This is a genomic window from Petrotoga sp. 9PW.55.5.1 (genome assembly GCF_003265365.1).
In the GTDB taxonomy this organism is placed as follows: domain Bacteria; phylum Thermotogota; class Thermotogae; order Petrotogales; family Petrotogaceae; genus Petrotoga.
On sequence record NZ_AUPM01000045.1, the window covers coordinates 1 to 15,075 of the forward strand.

Sequence of the window (15,075 nt, forward strand, 5' to 3'; positions counted from 1 at the left end):
TGAGGGGAATTTAAACCCACATACCTCTCAAGAGAGAAATTCTATTATATTAACCCTTCACGCAATTTAAATGTTTTGTTATAACTTTGCAACTATTTTATTAACACACAAACAACTAAATTCTACTAAAAAACCACAAAAAACCATAAACAATATATTTCAAAAAAATTAGAATAGGAATTTTCTAATTTTGTAAAATCGCCAAAAGGGTGTATAATCGCAACAAAGAAAAGCTAAATATAAAAATAACATAGAATTAGAAATAATGAAATAAATTTCAATAATTTATTAACCACGAAAAACTTTTCTTAATTTAATTACCAAACCGGGGAGTAAAAAAAGGGAGGAGTTACAAATGAAAGAATACCTAGAAAGAACGCAAGAAGAATACGTCGATCGGATAATCGAAAGGGTAATAGTAAAAAACCCTGGAGAAACTGAATTTCATCAAGCAGTTAGAGAAGTTCTCGAATCTATAAGACCTTTCATAGAAGCGCATCCAGAATACGAAGAAAATGCTATATTAGAAAGGTTAACTGAACCAGAAAGGCAGGTATATTTCAGAGTACCTTGGACGGACGATAAAGGAAGAATCCGTGTGAACAGAGGATATAGAATCGAATTTAACTCCGCATTGGGGCCATATAAAGGAGGATTACGATTCCATCCAACAGTGTATCCAGGTATTATGAAATTTCTCGCATTCGAACAAACATTCAAAAATGCATTAACAGGAAGGCCGATAGGTGGTGGAAAAGGCGGTAGTGATTTTGATCCAAAAGGAAAATCAGACGCTGAAGTCATGAGATTCTGTCAAAGCTTCATGACCGAACTTTACAGACATATCGGTGAAAAAACAGACATTCCAGCCGGAGACATAGGAGTAGGTGCCAGAGAAATAGGATATTTATTTGGACAATACAAAAGAATAACAAACAAATTTGAAGCAGGTGCTCTCACAGGAAAAGGCATAAACTGGGGAGGAAGTTTATTAAGAACAGAAGCAACAGGATATGGCTTAGTTTACATTGTAAATGAAGTACTAAAAGATCAAGGGGAATCTTTTGAAGGAAAAAAAGTTGTAATATCAGGTTCGGGAAACGCAGCAATTTATGCTGCTCAAAAAGCAATAGAACTAGGAGCAATAGTTATAGCAATGAGTGATTCAGATGGAGCTGTATATGACCCACAAGGAATAGATCTAGATACAGTAATTGAAATAAAAGAAGGAAGAAGAGGAAGAATAGTAGAATACCTAGAAGTTCATCCGAACGCTGATTATGAAAATAAAAGTAAAAACATCTGGAAATTAGACTGCGATATAGCCCTACCATGTGCAACTCAAAATGAAATAGATATAGACGAAGCAAAAGAACTCGTAAAAAACGGAGTAAAGATCGTTGGGGAAGGAGCTAACATGCCGAGCACATTAGAGGCTATTGAATACTTTCAAATAAACAATGTAGTACTCATACCAGCGAAAGCTGCCAATGCAGGAGGAGTTGCAACTTCTGCACTTGAAATGTCTCAAAACGCCATGTGGGATTCCTGGACCTTTGAAGAAGTTGACAAAAAATTGAAGGAAATAATGACAAACATATATCAAAACATAAAAATAACTGCAAAAGAATACAACAAAGAAGATGACTTAGTCTTTGGAGCTAACGTAGTTGGATTCCAAAAAGTTGCCAATGCAATGATATCTCAAGGTTTGGTGTAAAATTCTCGGAAGAAGAGTATAATAGAATTCCCCTTCTGTGAAGGGGAATTAACCGACTACCCCGTCTGCAGCACAAAACGCTGCATCCACCCCTTCGAGGAAGGGGAATTAAACCTGATATTGGAGGTAATGCTTTATATCCAAATCAACAATGTCAAACGCATTTTTGATTTTATTAGAGTATTCTAGGTTTAAAGGATGTTCTATTCGTGTGGATAATACGGTTTCAATATTTAGAGTGTTTGCGATATCATATATTTTTTTGAGGTTTGTTAATCCACCAACTTTTGTTATATCAACTACAATTCCATTTGTTATTTCTGATAATCTTAATATGTCTTCTGATTGTTCTATTGATTCATCCCAGTATATGGGATAACCTACTTCGGTGTTTTTTAATATACTTTCTTTGTTTTTCGCTAGTGGTTGCTCTAAGGCAACCACATTATAATTTTTTAATTGATTCAATACTTGTTTTAATTCATGGTAATTTAGTAACCCGTTAAAATCGATCCATAGTTTTGTATTTCTAAATATCTTTAGTGTGTCTTTTATATCTAATTCTGAAGGTTTTTCTAAATATTCTATTTTGATTATTTGATTATTTTTTTGTATATTATTAACTACATCAAAGAGATTTACATCTTTTTTCCAAAAGACTCTAAATAAAGTTTCTTGGAATTGATTATTATTTGAAGGAAAGAGAAGGTTTGTTATTTCAAAATTATACTTATTGTTTATGTAATTATATATAGCTAAATAGATAGCAGTTTTTGAAGTATTGTCTTTTTTTATTTTTTCATTTACTTTTTTTTCAATATCGGGGATGTTTTCAATGTTTTCAGTATTTTCAATTAGATCTCTTAATAGTTCTAGAATAGCCATGGTTGTTTTAAATGTTTCTCCATAAAAAGGATCGGGAGTAGCTGCTCCTACTCCGTAGTTTCCATTTTTATCAACTATTTTAAAAAGGGCATGTTCTTGCCATTCTATGTTTAAATTTTTTAATAGGGTTCTTTCTTGCCAATAATATACGTCTCGTATTCTTTCTTTCATAATTTTCCTTTCTTAAAATATTCCCAGCATTAGTATTAACCATAAAAGAGAAGTTATAATTGCGTATGTTGGAGAGAAAATCATTTCTTTAAAATTTTTTTCTTTTACAAATAATAATTTATATGCGATTCCTGCTCCAATAGCTATTAGAACCCATAAGTATTGCTGGGCTAAGATGAATATAAATATAGCTAACCTTTCTGAAGCACCTATCGTATCTTTTTCTTCTTTTTTAAGTACATTGAAAGTCCTAAAAAGGAAACTTCCAAAACTAGTTGCTACAACCATTCCTACTATATATAGTTGAAATACATTTGATAAAAATGAATTTAGAAATAAGTTCCTGAAAACATAAGAAATAAGAAAAAAGATGCCTAAGAAGATCAGCTCAATATAAAAGTTAGCTTTTTGTTTTTTTATTCTGTAAATATCAATTCCTGTATGTAATAAAAGAGAGCCTATTACCACTAAAGCTGCCCATCCATTTAACATATCAAAATTAAAAGCAAGAAATACCAAAAGAAACCATATTATGTGCTTATAATAGTCTGATTTATCTAAAAATTTTTCTGAATAGACATTGGTGAACGCATAGTCTGATACAAAATGACTTAGAAATATATTGATTGGAAACATTATTTACCTCCAATATTTTATTCTTCCCAATATTTTTTTTCGACAATTTTTAACCTTGAAAAGTCTCCTTTTTTCCTTCCAACTTTAGCACATGGTTTTCCATCTACTTCTACTATGTCTGCAGTGAAATCTACTTTTTCTTTCATCAAAGATGATCCCACCCCGTAAAGATCTACAGGAACATCTAGCGTTTCGAATAGATCTATTTTTTCTTCGTTGAAACCTCCCGAAACCATTATTTTTAATTCATTCATCCCTAGTTCGTCAAATTTCTTTCTTGCTCTCCAAACCATTTCAGGATTTACACCCAAAGAGGATTTATCTTTTGGAATTACTGATTTATCCCTAAGAGAACCTGAAGTATCAAATCTTACAGCCCATATTTTATCTTTTCCCTTACCAATTATTTTTGACAGATCTTTGTTTTCTATATTCGGCTCTTTGTTATATAAATATTTATAAAAATCTTTAGCAACTTTTATGGTTGTTCCAATTACATCGTTGTCCCAGTCTACTAGTACCATCCGGTTAACATGCCCATCGATGTAATTGTTAAAGGCAATTGAAGCTGCGGATGTACTTCCGTTGTATGCAGCAATTAGGGCATGTGGTATAGTACCTAAAGATTCAACACCCCAATAGTCCGCATTAGCATCCGTTGAAACTCCGAAAGCACCGGCTTTTAAAGCGGCATATCCGTCAGTCGTTTGAACCCAAAAGTGATCAAATCTGGCGCTGAAAAATAAAATAGGTTTTCCTTTTGACACTTTTACAACTTTTTTTACCGCAGTAGCCGTACTTGTGGCTCTAGCCATCACACCTAGAAGCATCGTTTCTAAATGACCAAAAAAAGCCGGATTTCCTTTTATTACAAAAACAGGTTCCATCTTTTTAGCTTCATCCCCATCATATAAGGCAAGAACTTCAATTTCATTCCATTTGTCAACCCAGTAACTATTTAATAGCATTCTTAGATCCCATTTTTTAGATGTGCACTTTAGTAAATCTTCTTTATCCATTCGTGTAGAAGCATCTTGAAGGGATTTTTCTATCTTTAATATTTCGTCGAAAGTTTCTTGTGCTTTACTTTCATCTTTGTAGTATCCAGTTCCATATCTTAAAAGGGCTAAAGCTTCATCTATTCCCACAACGACACAGTCTTTTCTAGGGAAAAATTGGTATGTTACGTTAACTTTCCTTTTGTCTTTTTTTAGAACTTCAACATATCTAGTAAAATATTTGTCGGTATAATATCCCATTCTTATTTTGTCAATCGGCACTTTAAATAATTTTGGATGAAGTCTGGTGTGAGGTTCAATTTGATTCAAAATGTTCACCTTCTTTTTTCTATATTTAATAAGTATTGTTTCCAGTCTATCCCTGCGCTGAAACCTCCTAAGCTGCCATCACTTTTTATTACCCTATGACATGGAATTATTATCGGTAATGGGTTGTTTTTCATAAGTACACCAACTGCTCTAGATGCTTTTGAATTTCCCGCTTTTAAAGCCAATTCTTTGTAAGTTATGGTGTTTCCCTTTTGCATTTTATATAACTCTTCGTATACATTCTTTGCAAATTTTGTTTTCCCTGGAAAATTAAAAAAAATTTCAGGAATCCTCTTTAGATTCCCAAATAGGTATGAATATATTATATCAAAATATTTTTTGGTTTTAGAATCAAAAGTGTTTTCTAAATGTTGAGATACTAACTCGATTTTTTTTATTTTATTATTTTCTATTTGTATAACAATACTTCCCACTTTTGTGTCTAGAACTACGTTCATCTTTCTAACTCCTTAAAATCCACAGGGACTAGGTAAGTTATTCCTTCTCTCATAGTTATCCCATAGAAAATTTCTGCTATTTCCATAACTATTTTGTTATGGGTAATTATTAGAAATTGTGATTTTTTTGAATTTTCTAATATCAAATCAGCTATTTTTGAAGCGTTTAAATCATCAAGCGGGGCATCTATTTCATCTAATATGTAAAAAGGACTTGGATTGAGACTCATTATGGCAAATAAAAAGGCTATAGCTATTAACGCCTTTTCACCCCCAGAAAATAACGAAAGTTTTTGAAAGTTGCTTCCTGCTTTTTTAACGGAAATCTGAATCCCCTTCTCAAAATTTTTCCCTTCTCCATCTAACTTTAACTCTCCATAACCATTTGGAAAGAGTTTGGATATGAATTGAGAAAATTCTTGATTTAAACTGTTAAAGAAAGCATTAAATTGATTTTCAGCTTCTTCATCAAGCGTTTTTATTGTTTTTTTAAGCGAGTTTATAGAACTTAATATATCTTCTTTATTTTTAAGATTTTCTTTATATTCTTTCTCTACCTCTTCATATTCATCTAAAACCGTTAAATCAACAGATCCAAGCTTTTTTAACGAATTTTCTAAATCGTTTAGTTTGTTCTCCAATGCTTTAATCTCATTATTTGGTAATTCTTTTAGTTCATACTCATTTTCTATAATATCCAAATTTTGTGCTTTTTCTTTTAAAAATTCTATGTTATGGTTTGTTTCTTTTATTTCAAACTCTATTTCTTGATTTTTTTGTTTGATAGAGTTTACTTTTTCTTTTAATTGATTTATTTGATTTTCATACTTTTCTAAATCTTTTGATTTGTCGTGTTTTCCTGTTCTACTTTGTTTCATCATATCAAATAATTTAGAAATTTCGCTATTTAGTGTTTCACTTTCTTCTGAAAGATCTTCAATAGATTTTTTTATCTCCACATTTTTTTCTTTTAAATTTTTATGGATTTTTTCTGTTTCTTCTAGATTTATCTTTGTTTCTTTCAACTCTTTTTCAATATTTATTTTTTGGTTTTTATAGTATTCGTACTTTTCTTTGACACTTTTTAATTCCATTGATTTTTCTAAAAGCTCTTTCTCTATTTGATTTAAATTATTTTTGCTTTTTTGAACTTCTTCTTTTAAATCGTTTATTTTTTTAGTAATTTGTGAAGTTTCTTGAGTATTGTTTTGCCTTTCCTGTTTTATCAACATTATATTTTTGGCTATATCTTCATTTTCTTGTTCGTAACCAAATTTTTTCTCAGTATATTGAGCTATATTATTTTCCAGATTTTTTACTTCTTCTTTTATCTTTTTGTAGTCGAAGTTGTGAATATTCTTTTTGGAAGTTATTTCTCTTAACTCATCTTTTATACTTTCTACTTTTTCCTTTCGTTTAATTAATTCTTCTTTCCATTTTTTAAACTCGTTCTCTTTTGTATTTAATTGTTCTTTTATCGATTGTAATTGTTGGTTTATATCTTCTAATTCTCTTTTCCTTTTTAATATAGTGGAAGAGTGATCGTATTTTGATTTTCCCCCTGTTATAGCTCCTGAAGAGTAAACCAATTCCCCGCCAAGAGTTACTATGTTTCCTGGATAATTGATTTTTGATAACTTTATAGCCGTTTCAATGTCAACAACCAAAAGGGAGTTAGAAAAAACATACTCCATAACTTTTTTGTATTCATTGTTATAATTCACTATGTTTATAACAAAATCTATAGTACCGGGTTCATTTAAGAATGATTTTTGTAAACTTACTCTGATTTTTAGTAAATCTAGTGGTAGAAAAGTTATCTTCCCATTGTTATTCTTTTTTATAACATTTAAATAATCTTTTGCTTTAGAAGATTCTTTTATTACTATATTTTGAAGTCTTGCTCCTGCAATAGTAGATACAGCTTCTTCATATTTTTCGTCAGTTTCTATCAAGTTTGCAACTACATCAACAACGTTGGGATCATTGTTGAAATATTTAAAAAAATCTTTTATGGTTGATGAGTATCCTTCATATTCGTTTATTTGTCTATCAAGTGATTGGTGTGTGTAATAGAGATTTTTTTCTTTTTGCTGTAATGAGTCAATTTCTATCGTTAGGGTTCTACAATAATTTTCAATCTTTTTTACTTTTTCCATTTCTTCCTTTAAGGACGTTTCAATTTTTTTTTCGCTTCCTTCGGATTTAGCTAAAATTTCTTCAACTTCTTCTAATTTTTGAGAATTTTTTTCGAGTTGTGATTTTAATGATTCAATCTGTTCATCTAGAAGGCTTATTCTTTCTTCGTTGGTTATGTGCTTTTTTTCAAGTTCTTTAAACTTATTTTCATCAACTAAATTTTTCTTAATTATATTTTGTAATTGATATTCTAATTCTTTAATCGTTCTTTCTTTTATATTTAAATCTTCTAAGATCTTGTTTTTTTTATCATCTATTGAGTTTGTCTTTTGTTCATTTGTTTCTTTTTCTTTTCTAAACTTTTCTTCTTGGATTGTAATCTGCCGAAGTTGTTCTTCAAGGTTCTCTATTTTTTCTTTTAGAGAGTTCATTTCCCATTGCTTACTTAACATCGATGAATTGTTTGAGTTTAATTCTTCTGTTAGCTGGACCTTTTCAGTTTCAATACTTCTGAGCCTTTGACGATAATTTTCTATCATATCTCCGTTTAGAGATAGTTGTTTATCAACACTTTCTATTTCGTCTTTGAGACTTCTGTAACTTCTTTCTATATCAAAAAGATTAGACAATAACTCTTTGATCTTTTGAGAGTTATTTTCTTTTTCTTGTTCGAGTGTTTCTATTCCTTTTAAATATTTAACTTTTGTGGCTCCAAAGTATTTTTTACCTATTCTTTTAATTTCTTCTTTATATTCTATATGCTTTTTTGCCCTTCCAGCTCTAATTGAAAGTGATTTTAATCTTTTGTCAATAACGAATAACAGGTCGTTTATTCTTTCAAGGTTTTCGTTTGCTTTGTCGAGAAGGCTGATGGATCTTTCTTTCTTTTCTAAATATCCTGCGATGTTAGAAGCATCTAGCACAACATCTCTGATACTTTCTGGAGAGGAGTTTACAATTTCTCCTATTTGGCCTTGCCCTATAATAGAATAAAAACTTTTTCCCGCGCCTTTGTTGAAAAGATTTTGTAACTCTTTGAGTGTCGATACTTTATTATTTATATAATATTTGTTAGAAGAGTCTTTTTCCATAATTTTTGTTATTTTAATTTTTTCGCTTTTTTCATTCTCAACAACTAACGAAACTTTTGCAACAGAAGAAGAATCACTTCCGTTACTGCCTATATGAAGAACATCATCTTTTTCTGATATTCTAATTCTCTTTTGAGATTGCTCACCCAATAGCCATCTTATTGCATCGACTATATTCGATTTTCCTGATCCATTAGGCCCTATTATGGCTATGACGTTTTTGTCTAGATTGAAAAAAGTCCTTTTTCCAAAACTTTTAAATCCCTCTATCTCTAGAGATAAAAGTTTCAATGTTAAACTCCTCCAGATTGTTCGATGCTTTTTATCCTTTTTTCTATGGTTTTTGCTACTTCACTAATCTTATCACCTTTTTTCAGTTTCCTATACATTAGTCCTATTACCGTCATATCTAGATAAGCAAACCATCTTGGAGAGCCATTTTTTTGACTTTGATTTCTTAAAAGATAACTAGGATGAAAAGTTGGAAATATCTTTATTTCTCCGTACCAATCAAAGAATCTCCCTCTTGATTGAGTGATTTTATTTTCTCCTGTAAAATAGTTCAAGGGGGTGTTTCCTAACGTTACTATAATTTTGGGCTGGATAACTATTATCTGAGCATCCAAATACGATTGGCAACTTTTGACTTCTTCTTCAGTGGGAACTCTATTTTGTGGCGGACGGCATTTTACAATGTTTGTTATAAAAACGTCTTTTCTTTCTATCTTTGCCTTTTCTTGAAGCATTTTTTCAAGCAGTTGTCCCGCTCTTCCAACAAAAGGTTCTCCCATTGCATCTTCATCAGCACCAGGCCCTTCTCCAACAAACATTATTGGAGATTCAACATTTCCTGAACCCGGAACAGTATTCGTTCTTGTAAGATATAAAGGGCATTTTTCACACTTTTCTATTCTTTTGGCAATCATTTCAATTGAATTTTGCTTATCTTTGTCTCCGTATAGTAACATTTTTAATTCCTCCTGATTTTTTTACATCAAACCAAATTCAAACCCTTCATCACCATAGGATATGTTCTTGTCAGGAATATAGTTTATGAAGAAAGAGATCTGAAAAGAATCAATTTTTGGTTCAGGTAAAACTGCAAATTTAGATCTAATGTTTAAAGTCCAACATACTATCTTTTTTTGGATTTCAAACTCAGAAAACGTCCATGAACTATCGATGAGATCGTAGTTAAAAGATATTGATGCAAACTCGCTTTTATCCCTGTTTTTTAAGTCAAAACCCGTTTTTAAATACTCTGAAACTTTGTACGTTTGATCTAGTCCAAAAGAATATTGTGAGTTTTTTTCCAAGAAATTAATTTCCAAATCGTATAAGGTGTATTCTTCTTTCATATCAAAATCTCCAAATATCTTATGTCCATCATAATAAAATGTATAATTGGTGTAAATTTCTGGGATTTTTTGCTTGAGAGTTTCTTTATGTGTATAGTAATCATAGTCTATTCTTAATCGATTTCTATTGTATCGAAAAATTTCTCTGTTTTCAATATATTCAACTTTTATTTCTTCCTGATGATCATAGTCAAATTCGCTTCTATGAGTGAAATTACCTATAACGTTATTTATTTTTACATTTGTATTATCTGGGATTATGCTATCAGGATTAGACACATCAAATTTTGTCCTTGTTTGAATTGTATTTTGTGTAGAAAATACGTTCAAACCGGTTTGTGTACTAAGGGTCAATCCTTTTGTATCAGGCGGAAAATTTTCCATATTTTTTAGATCAAAACTTCTACTTAATTTTGCTGAGTTGGTAAAATTCTTATTAAACAGTGAAAACGAATAACCTATGTAATCATTATAATTTATTTCGTCTGTTGCAGAAGGGGTAAGGGAGTTTTCTAATACCTTTATATATTCCAAAGAATTCCCAACTTCTAAAATCCCGAGTTTAATATCTATTCCAGGTTCTAAAGAATAATCAAAGTATGACTTTCCCATAGAATAGGTTTGATTAGGAATAAAATCTTTTCTATAATTGAATCTTATGCTATCCTCCATATTAAACTTCAGATTAAAAAAATCCTTGTTTTTGATCTCGTAAAGTGTATCTTTGTATGTAAATGTATTCGTGAAAATTATCCTATTTTCAGTAGTTTTAGTTCCTTGGGTTGTATAAGAATAATTAAAATTCCCGTACATTTTAGCATAGGGTTGATAAAAACTGTATTTCCCAGCAAGGTCTATCTCTGTTTCTTTATTATTCCAAATATCCGTTAATGTAAGACCTGTTATGTCTCCGTATGAATGAGAATTTACTTTAATTTTTGACAAAGATATTAAAGATCTTCCATACCTTTTTTGAAAGGCTTGGGATTCAACATTCAAAAATAATATTTCTTCAAATCCTTCAGGATTCCAGTGCACGGATGATTTTATATTTTTTAAGTCTCCAAAACTGGTTTCTAACTTGGGAATGTTTAAAGATAGATCTTTTTCATGTATAAATGGTTCCAATTTAAATTCTAATCTTGATCTTTCATCATATTCAAAAAACTGATAATAAAATCCTAAATTGTCCCTCAATTCATTTGGCATATTTACCGTTGAAAACAAATTCAATCTTCCATACCAAAAAGGGAAAGAATACCTAAAATATGTGGTTTTTTCTGTATCTCCTGTAACCATATCACTGGAAGTATTATACAATAATTTTACCTTAGATCCATTATCAAATTTATAATTAATCTCAGTAGCTAAAGAAAACGCATTGTTATTATAACCGAAAGTTAATGAAAATGGCTCTTCTTCATCTTCGGATAAACTCTGAAAATAAAATGGCAAATATAAAACGGGAACTCCGAAAAAACTCAAAACAACATCTCTGGCGATTAAAAAATACCCAGGGAATATATCAACTTTTCCGGCAGAAAAATAGTATGTAATACAGTCCTCACAAGTGGTTATCTTGGTAGCTTTGCTTTCTATCAAATTTTGTTGCATTGGTTTTTCTATTTTTTCAGACCAGATTCTAACATCTACTTCTTTTATGCCTTGATACTTTTGTATAGTATATGAGTTTAAAAAAATAGCAGAATCTTCATCAAAATTTACCGTTACTTCTGAAGCCTGAATCGATATGTCTTCATACAGATAATTTACATTTCCGTAAAAGGTTGCTTTTTTAATGGTTCCATCATCGTTTAATTCACCCTGAGCAGAATCAGCTTTGATAATAGAACCCTCATATTCTACATAGACTCCATCATACAAATACAATAAATTATCACTTAAAGTAAAAGTACTACTTGTAATGTTAACAGGAGCGGAGTAAAGTGGAATACCTATAAAAATAATGAATATTACTGAGAAAACTCTTTTTATAGGCTCTAAAATTTTGTAGGAAAATCTCGTGTCTAAGATTAGGAATAAAATCAACCCTATACTTCCAAAGATTATATTTGGAATCCATACAGATATCTGTGGATTTATAATCTTCTCTTTTCCTAAAGCAGAAAGCCAAGCTCCAGAACCTTGATAAATTACTACTAGAGCGAATGTTGTTATTACACTCCAAGATTTACTTGTTAAATTTAAGAATAAAGATAAGGCTATTCCCAATATACATATAACTAACGGCGCCAATGAATTAGCGAATTTTGATTGGTAAGAAACAATTAACCCAGAAACATCTAAGCCTAACTTAGAAAATGTGTCAATCTTTTCCTTTAGTTCTTTACTAGTCATTTCGTTGGCACCTTTGGAGAAGTTTAGAAACTCTTCAACATCCTGTTGGATATCCAATTCTAGCTGATCAAAAGTTATATCCAAATCGAGAAAACCATCTTTATTTGTTCTAAACATTCTTCCATTCGACATGTACCAACCGTCTAAACCTTTTTCCGCTTTTTGAGCATTAAAAACTGCGGTGTAATTCTTTTTAACTTCGTACAATAATACGTCATATAATACGCCAGTTTCTCTGTCTATCTGTTTTACAAACAGGTATCTCCCATCTCCAACATCTACAAATTGGTTTTCTTCAATTTGTGTTTCGGGTCTTTGGTAGACATACAAAGCCATTGCCTCTTTAGCTTTATAATTAGAATGGGGAACTATTGTATCAAACAAAACGAAGGTAAAAAAAGAAAGTACAATTGAGATTGTAAGAAAAGGAATAACCAATTTCTTCATAGGTATTCCCAAAGTTTGTAAAGCTATTATTTCATTTCCAGAGGAGAGCTTTGAAATCACCCAAAATATTCCAAATAGAACTCCAACCGGTATACCCATGGAAATAAAATAGGGCAGGTGATACCAAATTAATATTAATAATTTTGAAAAACCGACGTTGTTCCTAACTATTATTTCTGATAATTGATATAGTAATTCAACACTAACAAAGACAATAAAAGCTACTATACCCATAAAAAAAGGGGGATGAATTCAATAGAAACATATTTAAAAAGCTTTCTCATTCTAAATCTTCTCCCAGAAAATAGAAGAGTTCTAAATCGTTTTTTCTACATTTATATAATTCTCCGGTCAATGCCCAGATTATATTTTCTGAAATATTAGTTGTTAAGTCAGAGAAGGTTACCAAGTTGTTCAATATTTCTATATGTAGTGAAGATGCTTTTAACGATTCTTTAGATTTATACAGATATGATTTGTATGCTTCTATTAGAGAATTTATTTCACCATTAACAATACAACTTTTTTTTAGCTTTGCGAAAAAAATCTTCTTTGACTTTTTCGGTTTTTAGTTTATTTGCTTCGATATTGATAAAATCAGAAAAAAGGGACAAAACATCGGAAAGATTTTCTTTTACAAGAGTCACAGAATCTTCGAAGTTGGCAACATTAATACTACTTGGGGTTTTAAGAATCTCGATATTTAATTTGGAATTCTTTTCGCATAGATCTCCCATATACTCAAATATTTGAACTAATTTTGAACTCATGAAGCATGCTTTTAAATAGATTCCAGTATACTGGTTTGAAGATAAGAGTATTGCACTTTCATAGTTTAAAGTAGCTTCTAAATAATCGATTCTGTCATCTTGTTTAATAACCTCATTGGAGAGTTCGTGATTTCTTTCTGTGTAAGCATCTGCAAATTTATAGTACATTTCTTGAACTATTCTGCCCATTCTTAGAACATTATTCAAATACCTTACTAAGCGATTTAAACTAACATTGTTGATTTGATGGGCATTATCTCCTCTAAACAATTCAGTTTACCTCCAGTGGGAATAAACAAAAAAATTATTCAAAATGTCTGCCGAAACCTAATTTTTTATCTAAAGCATTTAGATAATTATATCCGTTTCTTTGGGCCAATTCAATCGTATGCTCACTGGTCGTTACATATACGGACATACCCGGTTCCATTTTATGAACAATGTCTCCATCACCAGTAACATATGCAAAACCTTGACTCATATTTTTCAAGGTTATTTCAATTTTTTGATCTGGTGGGGCAATAAAAGGTCTAATATTCAGGGCGTGTGCAGCCAAAGGTATAAGTTGAACAACATTTAAATCTGGATGTATAATTGGACCACCAGCAGATAAGGCATATGCTGTAGAACCGGTAGGAGTTGATACGATCAATCCATCACCTGAAAAAGAAAACAGAAGATGTTCTTGAATTCTTACTTCAACATTCATTGTACCAAGAGGTTGACTTTTCAGCAAGACGATATCGTTTAATACTGTAACTTTTTTAGCTCCAACATGGCATTCCAAAAGGGTTCTTGCTGAAAAAGAAATTTCATTATTCTTTATATCTTTGATTAATTCACTCATTTCACTGTTAGAATAAGAACTTAAAAAACCTAAATTTCCCAAGTTTACAGCTATCACGGGTTTTGAATATAAAGCAGCTATTTCAGCAATCTTTAATACTGTTCCATCACCACCAAAAACAAGAAAATAATCTGCAGTTTTTGCTTTCTCTTCATCTAGGGAAGATCCAGCTGCTGCAGAGTCTATTATTTCAATGTTGCTTTCTTTAAACGGTTTTAGTATTTCATCTTCTAACTCTTCATCAGAAACTTTCAAAGGATTGTAAAAAACAAAAAACTTCATTAAATACACTACCTTAACAAATATCCTAATTCTAACAAAGATTGTACTAAAAATCTATCCAAAAAGAATAGAATTAAAAATGCAATCATAGGGGAAAAATCTATACTTCCAATAACTGTGGGAATGAATTTCCTAATTGGATTTAGTATAATGTTTGCAGACGAGTCTATGAAAACACGAATTTTGCTGTATTGAAAAGGCATTATAAAACTTAAAAGGGCTGATATAATTATACATAATTCAAAAAATACAATCATGATTCTTAAAACACTGGCTAAGGCTAATAATAAATTTGCTATTACAAACATAATTTCCTCCTCAGGCTTGAATTAGTTATATTTATTTATAATTATATCATAATATCATACGTTCAGTACGCCCATTAGATCATATTAAATGTCCGTGAAAACAATTGGTTAGAAAGACGTAAGAAGAAGTATTTTGGTTCAATTCCCCTTCCTCGAAGGGGTAAATGTAATAGAAATTCTCCTCTTGAGAGGGGTGGATGCGACGTTCTTTGTCGCAGCCGGGGTGTGGCAGCAGACGGGGTAGTCATTTCTATTCCCCTTCCTCGAAGGGGTGGAT

Annotated in this window: 11 protein-coding genes; 1 reads left to right on the forward strand and 10 read right to left on the reverse strand. The window is 31.0% G+C overall.

Translation table 11 applies throughout. From position 1 onward, the window contains the following. Positions 1–355: 355 nt before the first annotated feature. Entirely contained in the window at positions 356–1,720 is a 1,365-nt protein-coding gene (gdhA, locus tag PW5551_RS06675; RefSeq protein WP_113075014.1) for an NADP-specific glutamate dehydrogenase, read from the forward strand. A gap of 108 nt (positions 1,721–1,828) precedes the next feature. Here gdhA and PW5551_RS06680 read toward each other — a convergent pair whose 3' ends face one another. The 10 genes from PW5551_RS06680 to PW5551_RS06725 all read right to left on the reverse strand — a co-directional run bounded on the left by PW5551_RS06680 (position 1,829) and on the right by PW5551_RS06725 (position 14,798). Next, on the reverse strand, positions 1,829–2,776 hold the full coding sequence (locus tag PW5551_RS06680; RefSeq protein ID WP_113075015.1) for an enolase C-terminal domain-like protein: 948 nt from the start codon (positions 2,774–2,776) through the stop codon (positions 1,829–1,831). 12 nt (positions 2,777–2,788) lie between these two features. Beyond that, entirely contained in the window at positions 2,789–3,412 is a 624-nt protein-coding gene (locus PW5551_RS06685) for a hypothetical protein (RefSeq protein ID WP_113075016.1), read from the reverse strand. A gap of 17 nt (positions 3,413–3,429) precedes the next feature. Next, positions 3,430–4,671, reverse strand: a complete 1,242-nt coding sequence (locus tag PW5551_RS06690) for a nicotinate phosphoribosyltransferase (protein WP_370445930.1) — start codon at positions 4,669–4,671, stop codon at positions 3,430–3,432. A 74-nt stretch (positions 4,672–4,745) separates the two neighbouring features. Beyond that, the gene (locus PW5551_RS06695; RefSeq protein WP_113075018.1) at positions 4,746–5,198 is read right to left on the reverse strand and encodes a methylated-DNA--[protein]-cysteine S-methyltransferase; all 453 of its coding nucleotides are present in this window, start codon (positions 5,196–5,198) and stop codon (positions 4,746–4,748) included. Beyond that, positions 5,195–8,719 (reverse strand): chromosome segregation protein SMC, encoded by a 3,525-nt coding sequence (smc, locus tag PW5551_RS06700; RefSeq protein ID WP_158526156.1) that lies wholly within the window; start codon positions 8,717–8,719, stop codon positions 5,195–5,197. Before smc ends, PW5551_RS06695 begins: the two co-directional genes overlap by 4 nt. A gap of 2 nt (positions 8,720–8,721) precedes the next feature. Continuing rightward, positions 8,722–9,396 carry a uracil-DNA glycosylase family protein gene (locus PW5551_RS06705; RefSeq protein ID WP_113075020.1) on the reverse strand — a complete coding sequence of 225 codons (675 nt, stop codon included), beginning with the start codon at positions 9,394–9,396 and terminating at the stop codon, positions 8,722–8,724. 21 nt (positions 9,397–9,417) lie between these two features. Beyond that, the gene (locus PW5551_RS06710; protein ID WP_113075021.1) at positions 9,418–12,825 is read right to left on the reverse strand and encodes a YjgP/YjgQ family permease; all 3,408 of its coding nucleotides are present in this window, start codon (positions 12,823–12,825) and stop codon (positions 9,418–9,420) included. A gap of 275 nt (positions 12,826–13,100) precedes the next feature. Beyond that, positions 13,101–13,631, reverse strand: coding sequence for a PhoU domain-containing protein (locus tag PW5551_RS06715; RefSeq protein ID WP_113075022.1), 531 nt, complete (start codon positions 13,629–13,631; stop codon positions 13,101–13,103). Between the two features lie 34 nt (positions 13,632–13,665). Next, on the reverse strand, positions 13,666–14,490 hold the full coding sequence (locus PW5551_RS06720; RefSeq protein WP_113075023.1) for an NAD(+)/NADH kinase: 825 nt from the start codon (positions 14,488–14,490) through the stop codon (positions 13,666–13,668). An 8-nt stretch (positions 14,491–14,498) separates the two neighbouring features. Next, positions 14,499–14,798 (reverse strand): YggT family protein, encoded by a 300-nt coding sequence (locus PW5551_RS06725; protein ID WP_113075024.1) that lies wholly within the window; start codon positions 14,796–14,798, stop codon positions 14,499–14,501. Positions 14,799–15,075 lie beyond the last annotated feature (277 nt).